The sequence below is a fragment of the Kiloniella sp. genome, assembly GCF_965205715.1.
Taxonomy (GTDB): Bacteria; Pseudomonadota; Alphaproteobacteria; order Kiloniellales; family Kiloniellaceae; genus Kiloniella.
Genome location: NZ_CBDBHW010000014.1, coordinates 1,960,221 through 1,980,074, shown reverse-complemented (window position 1 = coordinate 1,980,074; position 19,854 = coordinate 1,960,221). Strand labels below are relative to the sequence as shown.

The 19,854-nt window shown below is 48.0% G+C and carries 17 protein-coding genes and 1 other RNA gene; 2 read left to right on the top strand and 16 right to left on the bottom strand.

The annotated features are described in order from the left end of the window. Positions 1 to 4: 4 nt before the first annotated feature. From mraY to ACOGW3_RS26510, 15 genes are all read right to left on the bottom strand, one after another. A complete protein-coding gene (gene mraY, locus ACOGW3_RS26580; protein ID WP_419905685.1) occupies positions 5 to 1,093 on the bottom strand; it encodes a phospho-N-acetylmuramoyl-pentapeptide-transferase in 1,089 nt (362 codons plus the stop codon). Continuing rightward, complete coding sequence (locus ACOGW3_RS26575) at positions 1,093 to 2,517, bottom strand: UDP-N-acetylmuramoylalanyl-D-glutamyl-2,6-diaminopimelate--D-alanyl-D-alanine ligase (protein WP_419905684.1); 1,425 nt, start codon at positions 2,515 to 2,517, stop codon at positions 1,093 to 1,095. The genes mraY and ACOGW3_RS26575 overlap by 1 nt, the downstream gene beginning before the upstream one ends. Continuing rightward, entirely contained in the window at positions 2,507 to 4,021 is a 1,515-nt protein-coding gene (locus tag ACOGW3_RS26570) for a UDP-N-acetylmuramoyl-L-alanyl-D-glutamate--2,6-diaminopimelate ligase (protein ID WP_419905683.1), read from the bottom strand. The genes ACOGW3_RS26575 and ACOGW3_RS26570 overlap by 11 nt, the downstream gene beginning before the upstream one ends. After that, positions 4,008 to 5,774 carry a peptidoglycan D,D-transpeptidase FtsI family protein gene (locus tag ACOGW3_RS26565; RefSeq protein ID WP_419905682.1) on the bottom strand — a complete coding sequence of 589 codons (1,767 nt, stop codon included), beginning with the start codon at positions 5,772 to 5,774 and terminating at the stop codon, positions 4,008 to 4,010. Before ACOGW3_RS26565 ends, ACOGW3_RS26570 begins: the two co-directional genes overlap by 14 nt. Next, positions 5,771 to 6,121: a cell division protein FtsL gene (ftsL, locus tag ACOGW3_RS26560; protein ID WP_419905681.1), complete on the bottom strand. Its 351-nt coding sequence runs from the start codon at positions 6,119 to 6,121 to the stop codon at positions 5,771 to 5,773. Before ftsL ends, ACOGW3_RS26565 begins: the two co-directional genes overlap by 4 nt. Further along, positions 6,118 to 7,215: a 16S rRNA (cytosine(1402)-N(4))-methyltransferase RsmH gene (gene rsmH, locus ACOGW3_RS26555; protein ID WP_419905680.1), complete on the bottom strand. Its 1,098-nt coding sequence runs from the start codon at positions 7,213 to 7,215 to the stop codon at positions 6,118 to 6,120. Before rsmH ends, ftsL begins: the two co-directional genes overlap by 4 nt. Then, complete coding sequence (locus ACOGW3_RS26550) at positions 7,212 to 7,703, bottom strand: division/cell wall cluster transcriptional repressor MraZ (protein ID WP_419905679.1); 492 nt, start codon at positions 7,701 to 7,703, stop codon at positions 7,212 to 7,214. The genes rsmH and ACOGW3_RS26550 overlap by 4 nt, the downstream gene beginning before the upstream one ends. A 371-nt stretch (positions 7,704 to 8,074) precedes the next feature. Continuing rightward, an RNA gene (rnpB, locus tag ACOGW3_RS26545) (RNase P RNA component class A) lies at positions 8,075 to 8,516 on the bottom strand. Between the two features lie 10 nt (positions 8,517 to 8,526). Continuing rightward, positions 8,527 to 9,297: an N-acetylmuramoyl-L-alanine amidase gene (locus ACOGW3_RS26540; protein ID WP_419905678.1), complete on the bottom strand. Its 771-nt coding sequence runs from the start codon at positions 9,295 to 9,297 to the stop codon at positions 8,527 to 8,529. Further along, the gene (gcvA, locus tag ACOGW3_RS26535) at positions 9,281 to 10,219 is read right to left on the bottom strand and encodes a transcriptional regulator GcvA (protein WP_419905677.1); all 939 of its coding nucleotides are present in this window, start codon (positions 10,217 to 10,219) and stop codon (positions 9,281 to 9,283) included. The genes ACOGW3_RS26540 and gcvA overlap by 17 nt, the downstream gene beginning before the upstream one ends. Before the next feature lie 292 nt (positions 10,220 to 10,511). Continuing rightward, on the bottom strand, positions 10,512 to 11,609 hold the full coding sequence (locus ACOGW3_RS26530; protein ID WP_419905676.1) for an NAD(P)/FAD-dependent oxidoreductase: 1,098 nt from the start codon (positions 11,607 to 11,609) through the stop codon (positions 10,512 to 10,514). A 30-nt stretch (positions 11,610 to 11,639) separates the two neighbouring features. Next, positions 11,640 to 13,490 (bottom strand): ABC-F family ATP-binding cassette domain-containing protein, encoded by a 1,851-nt coding sequence (locus tag ACOGW3_RS26525; protein WP_419905675.1) that lies wholly within the window; start codon positions 13,488 to 13,490, stop codon positions 11,640 to 11,642. Between the two features lie 14 nt (positions 13,491 to 13,504). Next, a complete protein-coding gene (locus tag ACOGW3_RS26520; protein WP_419905674.1) occupies positions 13,505 to 14,227 on the bottom strand; it encodes a TerB family tellurite resistance protein in 723 nt (240 codons plus the stop codon). Between the two features lie 158 nt (positions 14,228 to 14,385). Continuing rightward, complete coding sequence (locus ACOGW3_RS26515) at positions 14,386 to 15,177, bottom strand: DUF3750 domain-containing protein (RefSeq protein WP_419905673.1); 792 nt, start codon at positions 15,175 to 15,177, stop codon at positions 14,386 to 14,388. A gap of 140 nt (positions 15,178 to 15,317) precedes the next feature. Further along, entirely contained in the window at positions 15,318 to 16,046 is a 729-nt protein-coding gene (locus ACOGW3_RS26510) for a DUF2161 domain-containing phosphodiesterase (protein WP_419905672.1), read from the bottom strand. Between the two features lie 230 nt (positions 16,047 to 16,276). Here ACOGW3_RS26510 and ACOGW3_RS26505 point away from each other — a divergent pair, with 230 nt between their 5' ends. Beyond that, entirely contained in the window at positions 16,277 to 17,668 is a 1,392-nt protein-coding gene (locus ACOGW3_RS26505) for an FAD-binding oxidoreductase (protein ID WP_419905671.1), read from the top strand. A 40-nt stretch (positions 17,669 to 17,708) separates the two neighbouring features. Here the strand turns inward: ACOGW3_RS26505 and ACOGW3_RS26500 are convergent, their stop codons facing one another. Continuing rightward, a complete protein-coding gene (locus ACOGW3_RS26500) occupies positions 17,709 to 18,596 on the bottom strand; it encodes a LysR substrate-binding domain-containing protein (RefSeq protein ID WP_419905670.1) in 888 nt (295 codons plus the stop codon). Between the two features lie 179 nt (positions 18,597 to 18,775). Here ACOGW3_RS26500 and ACOGW3_RS26495 point away from each other — a divergent pair, with 179 nt between their 5' ends. Beyond that, on the top strand, positions 18,776 to 19,162 hold the full coding sequence (locus ACOGW3_RS26495) for an ectoine synthase (protein WP_419905669.1): 387 nt from the start codon (positions 18,776 to 18,778) through the stop codon (positions 19,160 to 19,162). Positions 19,163 to 19,854 lie beyond the last annotated feature (692 nt).

The window sequence follows — 19,854 nt, the reverse complement described above, 5'->3', positions numbered from 1 at the left end:
TTCCTTATCTCAGCTTGAGAGTCGCAAGGCCAATCAGGGCCAAGATCATAGAGATAATCCAAAAGCGAATAACGACAGTGGGTTCTGCCCAACCTTTTTTCTCAAAGTGGTGGTGAAGTGGCGCCATTCTAAATACACGCTTGCCTGTTGTCTTGAAGGAGACAACCTGGACGATGACAGAAACCGTTTCGAGGACAAAAAGGCCGCCAATAATTGAGAGAACAATTTCATGCTTGGTGATGACCGCGATCGCCCCCAATGCTCCACCGAGACTTAAGGAGCCGGTATCCCCCATGAAGACCATTGCAGGGGGCGCATTAAACCAGAGGAAGCCAAGGCAGGCACCAACTAATGCGCCACAGAATACGGCCAGTTCACCTGTTCCTGCGACGTAAGATATCTGCAAGTATTCAGCAAAAATAGTATTCCCAACCAGGTAGGTAATCAGCCCAAAGCAGGCACCAGCAATCATCACCGGAACTGTTGCTAAGCCATCTAGGCCGTCAGTCAGGTTTACGGAGTTGGAAGCGCCGACCATAACAAACACTGAGAAGGGGATGTAGAAGAGCCCAAGATTGATCATCAAGTCCTTAAAGAAAGGAATGGCAAGGTGAGTGCTCATTTCATTCGGGCTTGCTGCCATAATGCCCCAAGTAGCAAGAACTGAAATCAAAATTTGGGTAAACAGCTTAGCTTTCCCCGGGAGACCCTTGGTATTTCTTTTTGTCAGTTTTAAATAATCATCACCAAAACCGATGAGACCAAAGCCGATGGTCACAAACAGGGTAATCCAGATGAAAGGATTGTGCAGGTCAGCCCAAAGAAGGGTTGAGACAGACAAGGCAAGCAATATTAAAGCGCCGCCCATCGTCGGGGTCCCTTTTTTCGTCAAAAGGTGACTTTCAGGGCCATCGTCTCGAATGGGTTGTCCTTCGCCCTGCTTATTTTTGAGCATGCGAATGATACGAGGGCCAAAAACAAATGAGATCAACAGAGCCGTCAATACTGCACCACCACTTCGGAAGGTGATATAACGAAAGACGTTGAAAATTGAATACTCTTCCGCAAGTGGAAAGAAAATTTCGAACAGCATTATGCCTGTCCCCCACTACTTTTTGCAGATAAGGCTTTCAAACTTTCAATAACCACGGACATTCGACTTCCCAATGAACCTTTAACTGAGATCACATCATCAGCCTGCACGACATCTGTGATGACGGCGGCTAATTCTTGTGAATTTTCTGAGTGAACACCACGCATTTCAGGTGGCAGCGCTTCGTGTAGGGCTTCCATGTGCGGGCCGCAAGTAAATACGAGATCAATTCCTGAATCATTTATTGGACCAGCGAGATCTGCATGCATTTTCCGTGATTTACGGCCGAGCTCTAACATGTCTCCCAGAACGGCGATTCGGCGTCCAGTATTGTTTGGTGTGGCATTTGCCAAGACATTTATCGATGCGCGGACGGATACGGGGCTTGCATTGTAACTGTCGTCGATCAGCTCAAAGCTTTGTCCCTGGTCGAGGGCGATGATGGTTTTTTCACCCCGGCCAGCCAATCCATGAAGCGTACTCAAATCTTGCGCAGCCTTGGTCACATCGGCGCCAACGGATTTAATCGCAGCAAGAGTTGCCAAGCTATTCAATATCCAGTGGAAGCCTGGATTTGAGATCGTATAGTCTAAAACTTCACCACAGATATCAGCTTGGACACGACTATATTCTGCAAACAGTTCATAGCCGATAAGCCTCGCATCTGCTTGGTTGCTTTCACCAAAGCCAATAATGTTTGTAACGCCATTTTGACGAGCCCGGTCAGCCATTAAATCAAATAAGGGATGATCTCTGTTGAGAACGGCGGCCCCTTCGGCATTCATTGCTTCAAATATTTCGCACTTTGCTTCAGCAATTTCTTCGGTTGATTTAAAGAACTCAAAGTGTACGGCTTCTATTGTGCTTATGATGGCGACATGTGGGCGAACCAGTTTTGATAGCTCTCTGATTTCGCCGGGGCTGTTCATCCCCATCTCATTTATGGCGTAGACGGCATTGCGCTGCATCCGCGCCAAGCTGAGAGGTACGCCCCAGTGATTGTTGAAACTTGCCGCACTTGCCGCGGTAATGTCCTGACGGTTCAGGCAGTGCCGCAACATTTCTTTAATTGAGGTTTTCCCCACGGAGCCCGTAACGCCAATAAATTTTGCCGAACTATTCGCGCGAGCTGCGGCGCCAAACCGGTTCAAGGCACCAAGGGTATCATCGACAATGAGAAGGCTGGCATCGTCCTTTAATCTTTCAGGACGTCGTTCAACGACCGCAACTGCCGCGCCTTTATCAAAAGCATCAGCAACATAATCGTGACCGTCAAAGTTTGGCCCCTGCAGCGCAAAAAACAGATCCCCTTTTTCAAGGTTTCTGGTGTTTAACGACAAGCCAGTGGCCTGCCAGTCATGAGTATTCTCTCCGCCTGTGGCATCGGCTGCTTCTTGAGCTGTCCAAAGAACCTCACGCACCATTGGTAACTCCCGTCTTATTCGTCTCTTCTAAGATTGACGCAGCGATAGCCTCACGGGCCACGTCACGATCATCAAATGGAAGTACTGTGTCGCCGATAATTTGGCCGCTTTCATGACCTTTTCCGGCAATAATAAGGAGATCTCCTTCTTCAAGATCAGATACTGCCTTAAAGATTGCTTTTCTTCGATCATCGACCTCTATCGCGTTCGGGGCTGCAGCCATTGCTTGTGCACGAATGCTGGCAGGATCTTCTGAGCGTGGATTGTCGTCGGTGATGTAGGCACGGTCAGCGAGTTTGTCTGCAATGCTCCCCATTAGGGGACGCTTCCCTGGGTCACGATCTCCACCACAACCAACAACGATTGATAGTTTTTGTTGAGTGTGAGGGCGTAAGGCTGTGATGATTGCTTCTACAGCATCGGGTGTATGGGCAAAGTCAACGTAAACAGTACCGCCCTTGGCAGATTGACCAATTTTTTCGGCTCTGCCTGGAACTCCCGCTAGATCCGGTAAGATATCAATTATGGCATCGAGTTCGGAACCGCATGCAAGTGCAAGTCCGATAGAAGCCATAATGTTACCCGCTTGGAAGCTTCCGGTAAGAGCAAGTTTCAAATCAACAACTTTGCCATAGAGGGATAATTTAAGTTCCTGTCCCTCTGTCGTTGGGCGTTGTTCTAAAACCTGGAGATCTGAAGCACCATGACCATAGCTGATCACTTTAATATTTCTTCTCGCGCAGATTTCCTGGATCCGATTGAATTCGGACATGTCGGCATTTATAACTGCACTTGCACCTGCTGGCATGAGATCTTCGAATAAACGAAGTTTTGCCTGAAAATAACTATCCATGTCATTGTGATAGTCGAGGTGATCTTGTGACAGGTTGGTAAAAGCAGCGGCTTTAAGATCTAGACCGTCCAGACGATATTGATCCAGGCCGTGGCTAGATGCTTCGAGTGCAAGGTGGGTGAAGCCGCGTTCATCCATGTTTTTCAGGCAATCGAACAATTCGATACTATCAGGTGTCGTCAAGGCTGCCGGGGCGTCTGGCTGGGGAGGGTAAAGCCCCAGTGTTCCAAGACTTGCCGCTTTATGACCTAAGGATTCCCAGATTTGTCGAGTGAACGTTGCGACCGATGTTTTGCCGTTCGTACCCGTAATGGCAACCAAATTACTGGGTTGGTGAGCACTGAAAGCCGCAGCCATTAACGAAATTACTTGTCTGGGGTTTGGGCTTTTTAGGACTGTGACTTGATCATCAAAAGGTGACGCGTCTCTTTCGGAGGGTAATAATACGACACTGGCGCCGGATTTAATTGCCTGGGGAATGTAGTCAAAGCCATCCAGACCACTGTCATTTGACGGAGGTAAGGCGGCAAAAAGATAACCATCTTTAATTTTTCGACTATCTAAAGACAAACCTGTTATTACCCTTTTGTCGTTGAGACCAAGGGGGCGGAAGTTTTCGGGTAACTTTAGAAGTAATTCATCGAGCCGCAATCTTACGTCCTTCCATGCGGGCTTTGGCCTTTTTTAACAGCGCATTTCCACCTATATCAGCATCTTCGATATGAACGGGTTCAATCCCCAACAAGGGAGCCATTCGCTCGACAACGCGTTTAACAACAGGGGCTGCAACCCAGCCACCCGTAGCAAATCCATATGTTTTTTTAGTGCCTTTGGGCTCATCCACCATAACGTAGATCACGTAACGGGGATTGTTCATCGGAAAGGCCGCGACAAAGGATGAGACACGGGAATTTTTCACGTATCGTCCACCTTTTAATTTGTCTGCAGTACCTGTCTTTCCTCCGACGAGATAACCTTCAGCATTAGCGTTTCTACCTGATCCGTGCAAAACAACAAGTCTCATTAAATCCCGCATATAGGATGAGGTTTTTTCGCTTAAAATACGGCGCCCTTCTGGAGCGTCTGACAGGGCGCGTTTTATAAAGGTTGCGGGCTTTAATTTACCGCCGTTAACGACGCTGGAGATTGCAGAGCTTAATTGAAGGGGGCTTACCGCAATACCATGACCATAGGAAATCGTCATTGTATTGATTTCGCGCCAAGGGGAGGGAACAAGAGGCGTTCCTACTTCGCTGATTTCAACGGAGGCCGGGCGAAGCAAACCAAAATTAGATAGGTATTTTCGCTGTGCTTCAGTCCCCACCTCTAGCGCCATTTGTACAGTGCCGATATTACTTGAATAAATGAGGATTTCAGGAACAGATAACCAACGCTTTAAGGGTTTGTAATCGTTGATGGTATAGCGGGATACTCGAATTGGTTTACTGACATCATAACCATCATAAACAGAGGCAACTCCCTCATCCAAAGCCATTGAAGACGTCAGGAGTTTAAAGGTTGAGCCCATCTCGTATATACCGAGGGTCGCCCGGTTGAAGCGTGCGTCATCCGAGGCCTGACCGGGATTGCCCGGGTCAAAATTAGGTAGGGATACCGAAGAAATGATTTCACCGGAATTTACGTCCATGACAATACCGGCAGCACCAATCGCGCTGAACTCTTTCATTGAACGGGACATTTCTTCGTTCAGTATGTGCTGAATACGAAGGTCGATGCTCAATTCTACGGGCTCAGGTTTCTCCCTGAGGGCTTTGTCAAAGGACTGCTCAATTCCAGCCAGTCCCTTATTGTCGACATTGGTGAAGCCAATGATGTGGGCACCAAGCTTTCCGTGCGGGTAAAAGCGACGTTGTTCGGTTTCAAAATTAAGACCGGGAATTCCCAAGCTGTTGATCGCGTATTGCTGGCGTGGAGTAAGGTTTCGTTTAATCCAGATAAAGCCGCGTTCAGATGCCAGTTTTTTGAGTAGCTTGTCGTGAGAAATCTCAGGAAGGATATCTGCAAGAAGTCGAGCTGCTTGTTCAGGGTTGGGAATCTTACGAGGTTCTGCGTACAGGGATGCCGTTGGAAGTGTTGTGGCTAGAACAATGCCGTTTCTATCGGTAATATCTGCCCGAACTGTTTGTACTGGCGGCGCTTCGTCAATTATTTGAGCCGTTTTAGCCGTATTCTTGGGCCCTTGAAGAAGGGTCAGATCAACCAAGCGGATAGAAATAATTACAAACGCGATGGCCATCAGAGTGCCAGCCACGATCAACCGGGTTCGGCCTACTTCAAGCGCATGGCGTACACGACCATCAAGTGTGATGACCGATTTGGGCGCTTTCGGGCTACGTAAGTTTGTTAGACGGCCTTGTTTGCGATCCTCGCGCCAATCGCTCATTGTGCACCTCCCGTACTCGTGGGTGTGGCTGCGCCAGGTAGTTTGATGTTTGTGCCGCCGTCAAATTGCTCATCAAGTCTTGGGAGGTTTTCTACGGTAACGATCTGGGCTGGATCCAAAGGTTTGAGATCTAGGTATCGACTTGACAATCTCGCCAGGCGTTCCGGGCGATTGAGGTAGCTCCATTCGGCTTGCAGGATACGGATTGTCTGCTTGTCTGACTTGATCTTGGCTTCAACGGAAGCCAATTGATCTTCTAGATCAGTGACTTCATGTTTGACCTGAAAAAGAACAATCGCACAGGCGGTACCCACGACGATCCAAAGAGTGAGGACAAGGTTTTTCATCGCCGCCCTCCTTTGTCGTCGGATCCGATCTCGGCAGGAACGTCTGTTCTGATCGCAACACGAAGTTTAGCTGACCGTGAACGTGGGTTTTCATGGCATTCAGAATCAGAAGGCGCGATAGCTTTTTTTGTTGGCAGCATGAAGGGCTGTTTACGCAGAGCCGCGGGCTCAACCGTCGGAGAATGACGGGAGCCCTGCGGCGTCCCCCCACTGCGTTCGCGTAAGAAGTTTTTAACAATGCGGTCTTCCAGTGAATGGAAGGAAACAATAGCCAGGCGTCCGCCAGGATTCAGCAGAGTTTCGGCAGCGACCAAGCCACGCTCCAATTCGCCAAGTTCGTCGTTCACATAAATCCGTAGAGCCTGGAAAGATCGTGTCGCGGGGTGAATTGTTTTGCCGTCTTTCCGAGGTTTTACCCTGATAATTCGTCGAATTAGTTCTGAAAGCTGCAATGTCGTCTCAAAAGGGGTCTCAACCCTGTCTGTGACGATGGCCCTGGCAATCAGACGAGATTTTTTCTCTTCCCCATATTTGTAGAGAATATCGGCGATCTCTTTTTCACCGTAAGTGTTGACCACATGTGAAGCAGGTTGGCGTAAGCTAGAATTTGGGCCGTCCATACGCATATCCAGAGGGCCATCTGTCTGGAAGGAAAAGCCGCGCTCTGCTTGGTCGAGTTGCATCGATGAAACGCCCAAGTCGAGAGTGATGCCGTCCACTTTGTTAATGCCCGCATCTACAAGCAAGCGTTCCATATCCCCAAAACAGCCTGACAGAGTAATGATCTTTCCGTCTTTTACCTCGGGTAATTCTTTTGCGCTCTCATGAGCTGTGGGATCGCGGTCGATACCATAGACTTTGCAATCGGCCTGTTGGGCAATGGCGCGACTGTATCCGCCAGCACCAAAGGTGCCATCGACAAAAACTTCACCATCCTCAGGGGCGAGGGCTGTGATAATTTCTGGCAACATGACGGAATAATGGCCATCTTGCTGTGCGTTTAAATCCTGAGAGGCATCTTGGCCTGAAGATGTTTTATCCGTGGGCGCAAAACACGGCTGAACTAAAGAGGAGAGGGGATATGATGGGGTCATCCATTCCCTCCCTCGCGTCCACTATTAGATGACATGTTGTCACTCAAGGAAATAGTGAGTTTTTTGGCTCTGGCACGGTCTCTTGCTTCTTGCTTTTTCTCTTCTAACGTCTCAGGATTCCAGACTTGAAATATATCCCCTTTACCAACAAAGGCAGCGCGATCGGTGATTTGGGCGTGAGCGATTAGCGCGGGTGGTAAAAGAATACGGCCATCCCCATCAAAGGACAATTGATGAGAATCAGCGAGAATTGCGGTAGCAAGGTCATCGTGTTCATCTGAAAACAGATCTAGGCTAGAGCTCATGCTACTATGTAGACGGCGCATGAAATCCATACCTGCGGCCTCTAGGGCATCAGCACGATAGGAACGGAATATGACGATGCCTTGAAAGGGCTGGTCAGTGAGCATTTGGCGAAAGGTAGCCGGAACCGAAACGCGGCCCTTCTTGTCTACCTTGTTTTCGAATGTACCTATGAAAAAGGTCACTTGAATCCGCCCTAAAATGAATTGACCGATATTGGTCTGGTAAGATCACACCCCTGCGATCTTGTTCCGCCCTGTTCCCGATTTAGTCCAAAATGGGTAGTTCTTGGTCCTAAATGGGTATTTATGGGATATCATGGGATAAAATGGGTGTCAATGGTTTGGCACGTTGTGATTGTATGGTTAAAAGATGGTTAATTGCTTAATTTACCTGACATATTCAAGAGCGAATCAGCTTGTTCTTCAGGCTCTTAATTGACTTGGAAGGGTGATATTTAGAGGATTGTTTGTGCTCAAGAGTAGAACAAGGCTTGAATTTATTTCTATCGCAGGCGTGTAGACTCGATCTCAGGAGTTGAAGTGGGGCTTTTGAAAATGTCAGACGGTCATAAGCCGGGTTTTGTCGCTTGCCGCAAAGCCGAAGCTCTTTGACAACGGAAGGCTATTCATCTGGGATGCCCATCGCTGGACACCTCTCGCAACTGACCCGGTCGACGATGCGGAAAAGCACCTGATCCCTCAAAACCGAAATTTTGTGGACCTGCCGACCCTATTTAGTTTTGCTCCCGGTGGGGTTTACCATGCCGCTTCCATCTCTGGACGCGCGGTGCGCTCTTACCGCACCCTTTCACCCTTACCTGCTTATTGAAACCCAAGAAGAGTTACAACCTACAGGTGGTTTGCTTTCTGTGGCACTTTCCCTAGGGTCGCCCCCGCCGGGCGTTACCCGGCACCGTATTCCCGTGGAGCCCGGACTTTCCTCCCTTTTCGGTTCAGGCGAACCTGCCAAAAAGAGCAGCCTGTCGGACCGTCTGACGGGGTACAGTTAGGTCGGATTGTTGTGGGCGTCAAGTTGGGAATGCAATTTGCTCAAGATCAGGCAGCATTCATTATCGATAACCCCGTCTAGTTTGTCCGGGCGAAAGTGACGTTGGAAAGCAATTATCGCCGCAATTGTTAGTGGGGCATGAGGAGTTGTGTGATCAATCTGATATCCGAAGTTCTCCAGTTTTTGGAGGAAATTACCTTCGTTTACCGCATTTTCTCTGAGATCACGGCCGGGGTCGTCACAGGGGGCGTCACAGGGGGAATCCCTTAGGGTGTCCTTGGGGTAGATCCCGATAGCTTCTTTTGCCAGTTGTTTCCAGTCAAACAATTCACCAGGATCTTCTTTGCGTTCGGGGGCAACATCAGAATGGGCGAGGACTCTGTGAGCTGGAATTTTATTACGGGCCAATATGTCTTTGCATAGGTTGATCACTGCCCGCATTTGTTGTTCGGGAAAGGAACGGTACCCCCACTCGTGACCGGGGTTAACGATCTCAATGCCAATGGAGCAGCTATTGATATCACCTTGCCCCTGCCAGGAGCCGAGGCCGGCATGCCAAGCGCGATTTTCTTCAGCGACCATTTGAAAAATGCGACCGTCTTCTTCGATCAGGTAGTGAGCGCTGACTTGGGCTGCTGGATCGCATAGTCGCTCTAGGGCTTCTTGCCCCGTTTTCATGCCCGTGTAGTGAAGCAGGAGCATGTCAATCTGGACATCATCAGGACGGGGCCCAAAATTGGGAGACTGGAATTTATGATTGATTTGCATAGTGTTCTTCCAGTCTTTTTAGCATTGGGTTATTGGCTGTTAATTCCGTAGATTCAGACAAAAGCCAGTTTCTAAACTTCCGCAAGGCTGGTTTATTGGCTTTGTTCTTTGGGCATACAAGGTGGTAGTGGCCAACAAGGGATGCATATTCTGGGAAGGGCATTTTTAACCTGCCAGATTTAAGGTCATCCTCAATCATTGAAATGTCCCCCATTGCAATACCGAACCCACTTGTCGCGGCCTGTAGTGCACTGTCAGTGGTGTCGAAAGATTGGCCGATGTCTGAATTCACTTCAGTTGTACCCACTTGTTGGCACCATTGCCCCCATTCCTGACATCCGCTTCCACAAAAGAGTAGTGTTAGGTGTTTAAGGTCGTTGGGCGTGTAGTCAGTCGGCAGTTTATTCATAAGTTCTGGCGAGCAAACGGGGGTCATCCATTCGTTCGTGATGATTGTGTCGTGTAAGCCTGGTATCATGTGGTGGCTATGTAAAATTCCTGCGTCATAGCTTTCTTTATCAAAGTCCACGGTGTGCCAAGCGGTTGTCAGGCGAACATTGATATCGGGCTCCATTTGCTGAAATTTTGCGAGCCGGGGTATCAGCCACCTGACCGCAAAAGAGGGGAGGACCTTGATGGTAAGATCTTGGCTGTGTCCCGTCAATTCTTCTGACACGGCTTGAATACGATCAAACACTTCGCTGAGTACGGGTAATAATCTATGCCCGCCTTCTGTAAGCTCTAGCCCTCGATGCCGCCTCTGGAACAATTGGATTTGATAGTGTTCTTCCAGAGTTTTGATTTGCCGGCTAATTGCTCCCTGGGTGACATGCAATTCCTCTGCGGCCTCTGTAAAGCTGAGGTGCCGTGCCGCCGCTTCAAAAGCCTTGAGCGCGTTAAGGGGAGGAAGTTGTCTGTGCATTGTTCTTTCCATGAGAAAAACTCATTTAACTATGACTAATTCCAGTTTGAAGAACAAGGGGGAGAGATCTTAAGTTTTGAATTAAATAAAGAATACTTACAGAATTTAGTAAAGAGGGCTTCATGGTATGAGAAAAATGCATTCAAAATTGAAAGCGTTGCTGGCTTCTCTTTTTGCTGAGGAAGGGAATTTATTTACCCAGTCTGGTGCCCGGGAATGTGAGCCTCTAGTGCATACGCGGGATTATCTCGCCAGACCCGGATTGCCCTCTGCAGTGATTACAGTATCTGGCTCAACATTTGGTCAGAACTTTCTCAGCGATCGCCATGCACGACGTAAGGCCAGGGGATTCAATACCAAAGAGGTTCACTAGCCCGGGGACGCCATGGAGTTCTTCGTCTTGGATAACAAAATCTGCAGCATTCTCTCCCGGTGCTTGGAGCTTGGGGCGTATACCAGAATAATCCGGGGTTAGAGAACCATCTTTCAGGGCGGGCCAATAACGTCTGATGGCTTTATAGAAAGGGGCAGATCGGGTTGGATCTACTTCGTATTCAAGGTTTTCTGTCCATTCTACATCTGGACCAAACCGCACCTGTCCTTCAAGGTCGAGGGTTACATGTACACCAAGCCCCGCCGCCTCAGGTACAGGGTAAATCAGGTGTTTGAACGGAGATTTTCCATTTAAGCTGAAATAATTACCCTTGGCATAATAGAGTTCAGGGATCAGGTTATTGGGAAAGCCATTAAATTTTTGGACAAGTCCCGTTGCGCCGAGGCCGGCTGCATTGATGACAGTCTTTGCACAGAGTGTCATCGGGCTTTCACCACCAGTCTCAAGAACGATCCCTTTACCGGAAACCTCTCCACTCAGCACGGGAGTATTAAGTGCAATCATACCTCCGCAATTTTCAAGATCACCCTGAAAAGCCAGGATTAAACTGTGGACATCAACTATCCCGGTCGAAGGGGAGTAGAGGGCTTTGGTAATATCGAGATCGGGTTCTCGACCTCTAATCTCTTCCGTGGAAAGGTAGTAGAGATCATCAACGCCATTGGCGTTTGCGAGTTGTTTTATTTTCTCTAAGGCAGGCTCTTCCTCTGAACATGTCGCCACAATGAGCTTACCGCATTTTTTGTGGGGGACGGCATGATCAGCGCAATAAGGGTAGAGAAGTTCATTTCCTCTAAGGCAAAGCTCTGCCTTTAAACTGCTGATTGGGTAGTAGATACCAGCATGAATGACGCCGCTATTTCGAGCAGAGATTTCAGACCCGGGCATCGTCTCTTTTTCAATAACAATAACTTCGCGTCCGTCGAGAGCTAGAGTACGAGCGCAAGCCATACCAACAACACCTGCGCCAATGACAATGCAATCAACCTGCTCCATGGTATCGTTACCGCCGTGATTCAGTATTTTCTAGTTATTACCTGACTTTAGACTCTCTTGTTTTTCTTCCAACTCAAGCCAGCGTTCTTCTGCTGTAGCTAGATCCTCATGCGCTTTCCCAAGTAGTTTCGTCGCCGTCTGGAACCGCTCAGGGTTCTTGCTGTAAAGTTGTGGGTCTGCCATTTCAGCCTCAAGCTTTTGAGCCTCGGTAGTCAGTTTGTCCATAAGTTTAGGAAGGGAGTCTAATTCGCGTTGTTCTTTATAGCCAAGTTTTCCTCCCGATTTTGAGGATTTTGAGCGCGGGGTATTTTCTTTCTTGGCTGACTTGCTTGTACTTAGATCTGGTAGGCCATCGGCATCAGTGCCCAAAGCTTTTTGATTTCGGTAATCGCTATAACCCCCAGCGTACTCAATCACTGATCCATCGCCCTCTACGGCGTAGATGGCTGTTGCCAGGCGGTCAAGGAAGTCACGGTCATGGCTTACAAGTAGCAAGGTGCCATCGTACTCGTCTAACACTTCTACCAGTAGGTCCAGCGTATCCATGTCGAGATCGTTTGTTGGCTCATCGAGGACCAAAAGATTACTTGCTTGTGCGAACATGCGGGCTAGGAGAAGGCGATTTTTCTCGCCACCTGACAGAGTGTAAATTGGTTGGCGAACCTGGCCTTCGTCGAAAAGGAAATCTTTTAGATAGCTCACGACGTGTTTTTGCTGTCCGCGCACCATAATAGAATCACCACCGCCCGGCGACATGGCTTCCCAAAGAGTGCTATTGGGATCGAGATCTTCGCGCTTTTGATCGAAATAAAGTGTGGTTAGATTGGTGCCGAGTTTGACACTTCCGCTATCTGGTTCGATCCTGCCCAGCAACATTTTAACCACAGTGGATTTGCCCGCACCGTTGGGACCAACAAGACCAATGCGGTCACCGCGTTTCACCTTAGTGCTGAAATCTTTAATGATTTCGCGGGTGCCACCATCCTTGAGGGGATATGACTTGCTGATATTCTCAGCAGTGATGACCTTGTCACCGCCCGTATCCAAGGTATCAATCTGGAGTTTGGCAGTCCCGGGAGCTTTCATCCACTCCTGACGTTTTTGACGAAGATCCTGTAAGTTGCGCAAGCGGCCCATGTTGCGTTTGCGTCGACCAGTTACGCCGCGTTGTAACCAGTGTTCCTCGCGAACGATTTTCCGCTTGAGGCGGTGTAGTTCCTGCTCTTCGTTCTGGCGCATTTCGTCAGCCCAGGCTTCATAGTGTTCGAAGCCTTTGCCAAGACGGTTGATCTTACCGCGATCGAGCCAGAAAGTTTGCCGTGTGAGGTGGTTGAGGAAGGCCCTGTCATGGCTGATGACCATCAAGGCTCCTCGAAATTTCCCGAGTTCTTCTTCGAGCCATTGTATGGTTGGAAGATCCAAGTGGTTTGTCGGCTCATCCATCAGCAAGACTTCAGGGTCGCTGATAAGTGCGCGGGCCAGGGCAGCACGACGACCTTCGCCACCTGATAATCCTGTAAGAAGGCGATCTCCAGGTAGGTTGACGTGAATAAGCATGGCATCGACAAGGTAGTCAGCATCGCTGACCTCTGGGCGCAACCCGGCTTTTACATGCTCAAAAACGGTTTCATCGTGGTCGAAAACGGGATCCTGAGGCAGGTAGGCAACTTTAACGCCTGGCTGGAGAAAGCGCTGTCCCTCATCAAGTTCCTGTTGACCGGCCATGATTTTGAGCAGGGTGGATTTACCTGTTCCGTTCCGGCCAACAAGGCAGGCTTTTTCTCCCTTAGCGAGACCAAAAGAGAGATCTTGAAAAAGGGTTTTTGTGCCAAAGCGTAGGCCGGCGCCATTAAGCGCAACAAGGTGTGAAGGAGGAGCCATTTTAATGTGTGTTCTTAACTTCTAAGTTGTTTGATCTGGTCGTAGGCGGCATTAATCGCAGCCAGTTTTTCATTGGCAAGGTCCACAAATTCCTGTGGCATGCCCTGCGCGACCAATTTGTCGGGGTGGTTTTCAATAACAAGTTTGCGATGTGCTGCCTTGATAACTTTATCGTCGTCGCTACGCTGAACACCAAGAATACGGTAGGGATCACATTTGTCGGGTCCAACGTTTGAGGCGTGCAACCTGTCCCATTGTATTTCGCTGAAACCAAAAATTTCCGCAATGCGTTGCAAGAATACGACTTCTTCAGAAGATACCGTTCCGTCTGCCTTGGCAATGTGGAACAGGCCATTAAGAAGCTCTTCAAGTACGGCAGGATTGTCCTTGAAAGTTCTGCTGATTTGATGGGCGTAAGGTTCAAAACCTTCCGCATCTTGTCTTGCGCGGTCGAAAAGCCGGCCGACATTTTTCATTTCTTCAGGGGGGATGCGGAAGACCTGTTTGAATGCTGCGACTTCATCCTTGGTTACAACGCCGTCGGCCTTTGCCATTTTGGCCCCGAGAACGATCACACCAATGGTAAAGGTAATTTGCTTGGTACTGTCGCCACCCTCTTCAGGCTCAGACCTCATGCGATCTACGGCGTGTCCCGCCATAGCGCCGACAAAAGCGCCAATCGGTCCGCCCAACGCAAAGCCAGCAGCTCCACCAACAATTTTTCCCCAAATACTCATGATAGTTTCATTATGCCTTAATTTTTAAGCAGAGCCAGTCGTCTTGGAATAAGGGTCTTTTAAAACAGGTGTGTTCAGCCTTTTGCACTAACTTGCTCTTACTTGAGAGTCAATCCCATATAGGGAGATGATCACCATTTGTTCCGTTTTGTTAGCGCTTATTCAGGTGCTGGTACAGTGTCTGGAATAAAACCAAGTTTACCGATCCCGGGTAGTCTTACAGCCAAGTTGTCAGGATCCAGGCCAAAATTAAGCCCCAAAAGGTTTATCTCGATGCCTTCGGATTTGGCTAAAATGGCACCTACTGCACCTACTACACCGTAAAGGGAGATTTGTACGCCCGTATTGCTTGGGGCAGAGGCCATGAAATGATTGCTTTCGTCCAGATAATCCTTCCCGATTGCCGTTGGTGGCAAGTCCACTTCCATGTCTGGTACGTGTCGTAGGACATGAGCTGTAAAAGTGTTGGAGTTGGGGCCGGGCCAGGCTTCGTATTCTTCGGGATAGGGATAAGATCGAGCAGCCTCTATAATCTGAGGGATAATCTGTTGGGCTTCTTGCCCCCTTAATTCGTAGTAAATTTCGGGCTTGGCACCAAACCAGTTACGATCTGGCCAGGCGGCTGTTGCTGATATGACCGGTAGGCCTCTGTATCGCCGCCAGCCAATGACCTCAAGCCGGGTGTAGGAAGAAGCATTCTCTGGTTTGACGGCGATCCAGGTGTGTACAGCAAAGGCGCCGCGCCAGTTAAAAGTTCTGGCACCATAAACCTGAACGATAGCTTCCGGAGTATCGGCAGGATTTGGAGCGATACCAATTCGATCATGGTTTGCTTCGCTCCAGGGTGTCTTAAGATCGACTTCACCGGAAAAAGCAATTATTGCCGGACCCAAAAGGAGCAGTAAAATTATCCCGATAAACAATCTGATTGGTTTGAGTATATATCGCATAGTTCCACTTAACTATATGCCAATTGAGGCAGCTCTATGACCGCATTTCAGATGCCGTCAATAATTCAGGTCCAGTATCTATATTGTGGTGCTTTTCTTTATTATCAAAGGTCATGCTTAATTAATAAACAATGTGTCGATCAATTTGTCGTGCGTTTTTCCTCCTTAAGCGCAGGGGCGAGAGATACAATGATGTCGGAAAATGTGGTGAGGGCTTCAGTTCCCTTGGGCGAAAGTTCATAGATTCCTCTCTCTACCCGGATAAACCAACCATAGACATCGCGTTGTAATATGGCTGCTGTTTTGTCAACCTGAGTGCTTTTCCGGATCTCAGATACTTTTGCTTTACCCTGCGCATTAATGTAGTTGGCGCAACGAAGGGCGTCTTGCCTGTATGCGGTGATGATAGGGCGTTTGTTAATGCCTCCTTGGTTGGGATCGCCCACGCGGCGGTCGAACTCTTGGAGCAGAAGCCCTTTCCGCCGAGTATTCTTTCGGGGAACGTAGGGGCCTGGATCTTGATGAACCTGGATGTCGACAGGATTATCTTCTGCGAACCGAACTGTGATTAACCCAAGGCCAAGGCGTCGGCATAACTTAATAATATCACTTTTGAAACGAAACCATGGATTTGTACGTTTTAGTTTGGCGGGTATTGCAAAGGCTAGATATACATCCTCTGACATGTTTTGGCGGTCAATGCCTTGAAAGAGAAGGGGCAAGTTGAAGCCCGTTTTTAGTTCCACGATGACAGGTTGCTCATTTCCTCTCACAGCGACAACATCACAGCCTTTGATCTCAGACTTTACCTCGTAGCCCTGCTTTTCCAGATATGACTTAATCGGGGGATATAAATCTGTCTCTAGCAATGGTATTTCCCTATTTGTTGTTTGAACCCTTTTGGGGGCTGGTTGCCTAACTTGAAAATTGAGGTCGTCGCCGAGGTTGCAAAGGGGGCTACAAGCTTGGTTTGCTTATTGGCAGGTTTTTATTTCACATGCTAGACTAATCTCTTGGATATCCTTTAGCCATCTAACTTTTCTAAGAACTGTATCAGTGGCTCCCCAATAATATAACGTTTGAAAACAATGGTGATGGAATGAGAAACAAGACCCGGCTCAATAACGTGCTGAAAGACTCTCTTCTTGAGCTGTTGGGTAAACGCTTGAATTTTTCAGCGGCTATTTGTGACCGGCATGGTCAAGGGGAATCCCATCACCCTGGAATGGCACCTGAGGCAGTCGCCTTTGCTCGTTCGACAGAGGAAGTTTCTGCCATCATGCGTTTGTGTGATGAGCATAACTGTCCTGTTGTCCCATTTGGTACAGGGACATCACTTGAGGGGCATGTTGCCGCTGTCGCTGGAGGTTTATGTATTGATTTGTCCGAGATGGCCGACATTCTCGAGGTGAATGATGAAGATCTGGATTGTAAGGTGCAAGCTGGGGTTACGCGTAAGCAGGTAAATCAACATCTTCGGGATACCGGGTTGTTCTTTCCTATTGATCCCGGCGCGGATGCTTCATTAGGGGGGATGGCAGCAACAAGAGCCTCAGGAACAAATGCGGTGCGTTACGGCACGATGCGGGATAATGTTTTGGGGCTAACTGCGGTTATGGCGGATGGGAAAATTGTTAAAACGGGCGGACGAGCGCGAAAGTCCTCTGCGGGATACGATCTGACTAGGATGCTTGTTGGCTCTGAGGGGACGTTGGGGATTATTACCGAATTGCAATTGAAGCTGTATGGTATTCCTGAAGCCATTTCTTCTGCAGTTTGTTCTTTTGAGAGTCTGGAAGCTGCTGTGAACGCGGTTATGCTGATAGTCCAGTCAGGAATCCCTGTTGCACGGATCGAGTTACTTGATGATGTGCAGATGGATGCGGTTAATCGCTATTCAAAGCTGAACTATGCCGTGGCACCAACACTGTTCTTTGAATTTCATGGCACAGAAGCAAGTGTTGCAGAAATGGCAGAGCGCGTCGGTGAAATCGTTCACGATTATGGTGGTGGGGATTTCCAGTGGGCGAGCCGGCAAGAGGATCGCAATAAGCTTTGGCAGGCAAGGCATGATGCCTATTACGCAGGTATTAGTCTGAGAACGGGTTGTCAGGGGTGGCCAACTGATGTTTGTGTCCCCGTTTCACAACTCGCCGCATGTATATTGGAGACTAGAAGGCTCATTGACGAAGCAAACTTGATTGCGCCAATTGTTGGTCATGTCGGCGATGGCAATTTTCATGTTCTGTTTATTGTTGATACGGAAAATGAAGATGAAATGGAACGTGCCGCAAAAGTGAATACGGCCATGGTGGAAATGGCCATAGGTTTTGAGGGGACGTGTACTGGTGAGCATGGTGTGGGACTGGGGAAGAAAAAATACCTTGTCCGTGAACACGGAGAAAATGCTGTTGGGGTTATGCGTGCAATCAAGCAGGCCCTGGATCCGAAGGGGCTGTTAAATCCAGGGAAGATTGTTCCAGAACTGTAGCTGATGGGAGGGCTCCATTCGATAGCTTGTAACAGAGCCTTCAGCTTGTTTTCTTTTGTTGATTAGTAATTGCTTTGAACCAGTCGACAAAAATTTCTACGGCTTCGGATCTCTCGCTTTCTGTCGTTAGATAATACCCGGCATCTGTATTGGTTTCTACTTCCGAGAGGGGGATGAGATCGCCTCGCGTAATTTCTTCCCGGTAAATTTCCACAGGACATAATGCAATGCCGTGACCCGCAATGACGGCAGTTGTCATCAAATTTGTATCCTGAAAAATGGGTCCGCTGAGTTGGTTGATTTCAGTTATGCCCGCTTTAGAAAACCAATCCTGCCAATCCTCTTTGGTTTCGTCGTGAAGCAGACTAACCTTGGCGATATTTAGTGGATTGGACAGGTCGGGATGTTTTTCCAAAAAGCCAGGACTGCAGACTGGTCGAGTTGCTCGCGAAAATATTTTCTCACTTTTGACATGTGCTGCGGTGTCTTCGCCGAGTGTTATCAAGATATCGTAGTCGCCGTCTGACAGTCTATTGTCTGCCTGTGCGTAAAGTACTTGTAGGTCGATGTCTTGATGTTGTGTTGAGAAGTTCCCTAAGTGGGGAATTAACCAACGAGCGGCAATAGAGGGGATGCAGCCAACAGATAATGTGTGACGCTGACCGCTGGATTTAACCCTCTGGCAAACGTCTGCCATTTCTTCGAACAGTACTGATATGTGAGATAAGAGATATTGACCAGCTCTGGTAAGGCGTACGCGCCTGTTTTGTCGTCGAAATAATTTTCTCCCGAACCAGTCCTCAAGGTTTTTGATTTGGTGACTTATAGCTGCATGAGTGACGCACAATTCATCGCCAGCACGGGAAAAATTTTGATGTCGCGCCGCCACTTCGAAAGTTTTAAGGGCATTTAAAGGGGGCATTTTCATTGTTAGAAATTATAACCATCTTTGTGAATATTGATCATTTGTCGATAATAGATAATTCCGTCATGTTTTTTCTTAATTACCAAGAATTAGGATAACCAAGCATGTTTCTATAAATACGTGCTGTCGCATGTCCTCGTATTTGGTGAATTTATGTTAGCAAAATATACAGAGATAAAGCAATGTTTGTACGTGCACTTAAAGATGTTGAAAAGACGGATCGTTTTGTCGATTGGGGTAACGGGACCAGCCACAGAATGCTGACCGAAGTCGATGGTATGGGCTTTACTGTGTGCCATACAGTTGTGCATTCGGGGTCCCAGTCATTGCTTGAGTATCGAAATCATCTCGAAGCTTGTTATTGTATCGCGGGTGAAGGTGAAGTCGAAGATATGGAAGGCAATATATTTCCAATTAAACAGGGTGACATATATGTGCTTGATAAAAACGATCGCCATTTCCTGCGCGGTGGGAAAGCTTCGGACCTTGTGCTGGTTAGTGTTTTTAATCCCCCTTTAACAGGAGCTGAAATACATAACCTGTCCAACCCTGAAGGTTCTGCCTATTGATGCGGGTGCCCCAAGGTGTGATGTGCCCTGAAATGTGATGTATATAGGGGAGGGCAGTTTTGGTCGAAACATATGCTGTTTGGTTGCAGCTTAATTATGTCGCTTGGAGACCTTCTCTCCTTTTTGGGGCCATCACCGACTTTGTGGGAGATATGATAAAAGTTGATTAAATTGGTCCCGCCGATTTCTTGTTGTTCTGTTGTCTTGTTAGCGACAAGCTGTCCTGACTTGTATAGGGGAGTGAGCGAAATGAATTTAATTTTGTCTGTCGGCGTTTGAAGAGATGAAAATGTCGCGATTAGACGAAAAATAAGTCATTATGTCTCATTGGTTCATGTTAATGTCACATTTATTCATGACAGTTTGAGGTTCATGGGTCATCGTAAATGTGGTTTTGGCAGTTAACTGAACAGTAAATAATAAGCTCTCAAAAGAGGAGCGATACGACAACTAAACTTACAAATTGTTGTCTTTGCTGTTTAGAATAAAAATAAGCTCAATATAAAATTGGGTGAGGGAGGCAGGACTTGTACAGTCAAATTAATATCAAAGAACCAGCCTTGAAACAGACGATTTAATCGGACGCTATTTTGTGAATTTGCGCCATAATTTTTTGTGAGCGCTTGATTCATTCAGAATTAGTGTCTCTAATGTGCGTTAACGAAAAGCACGCGTACTGCGTGATAAATTTG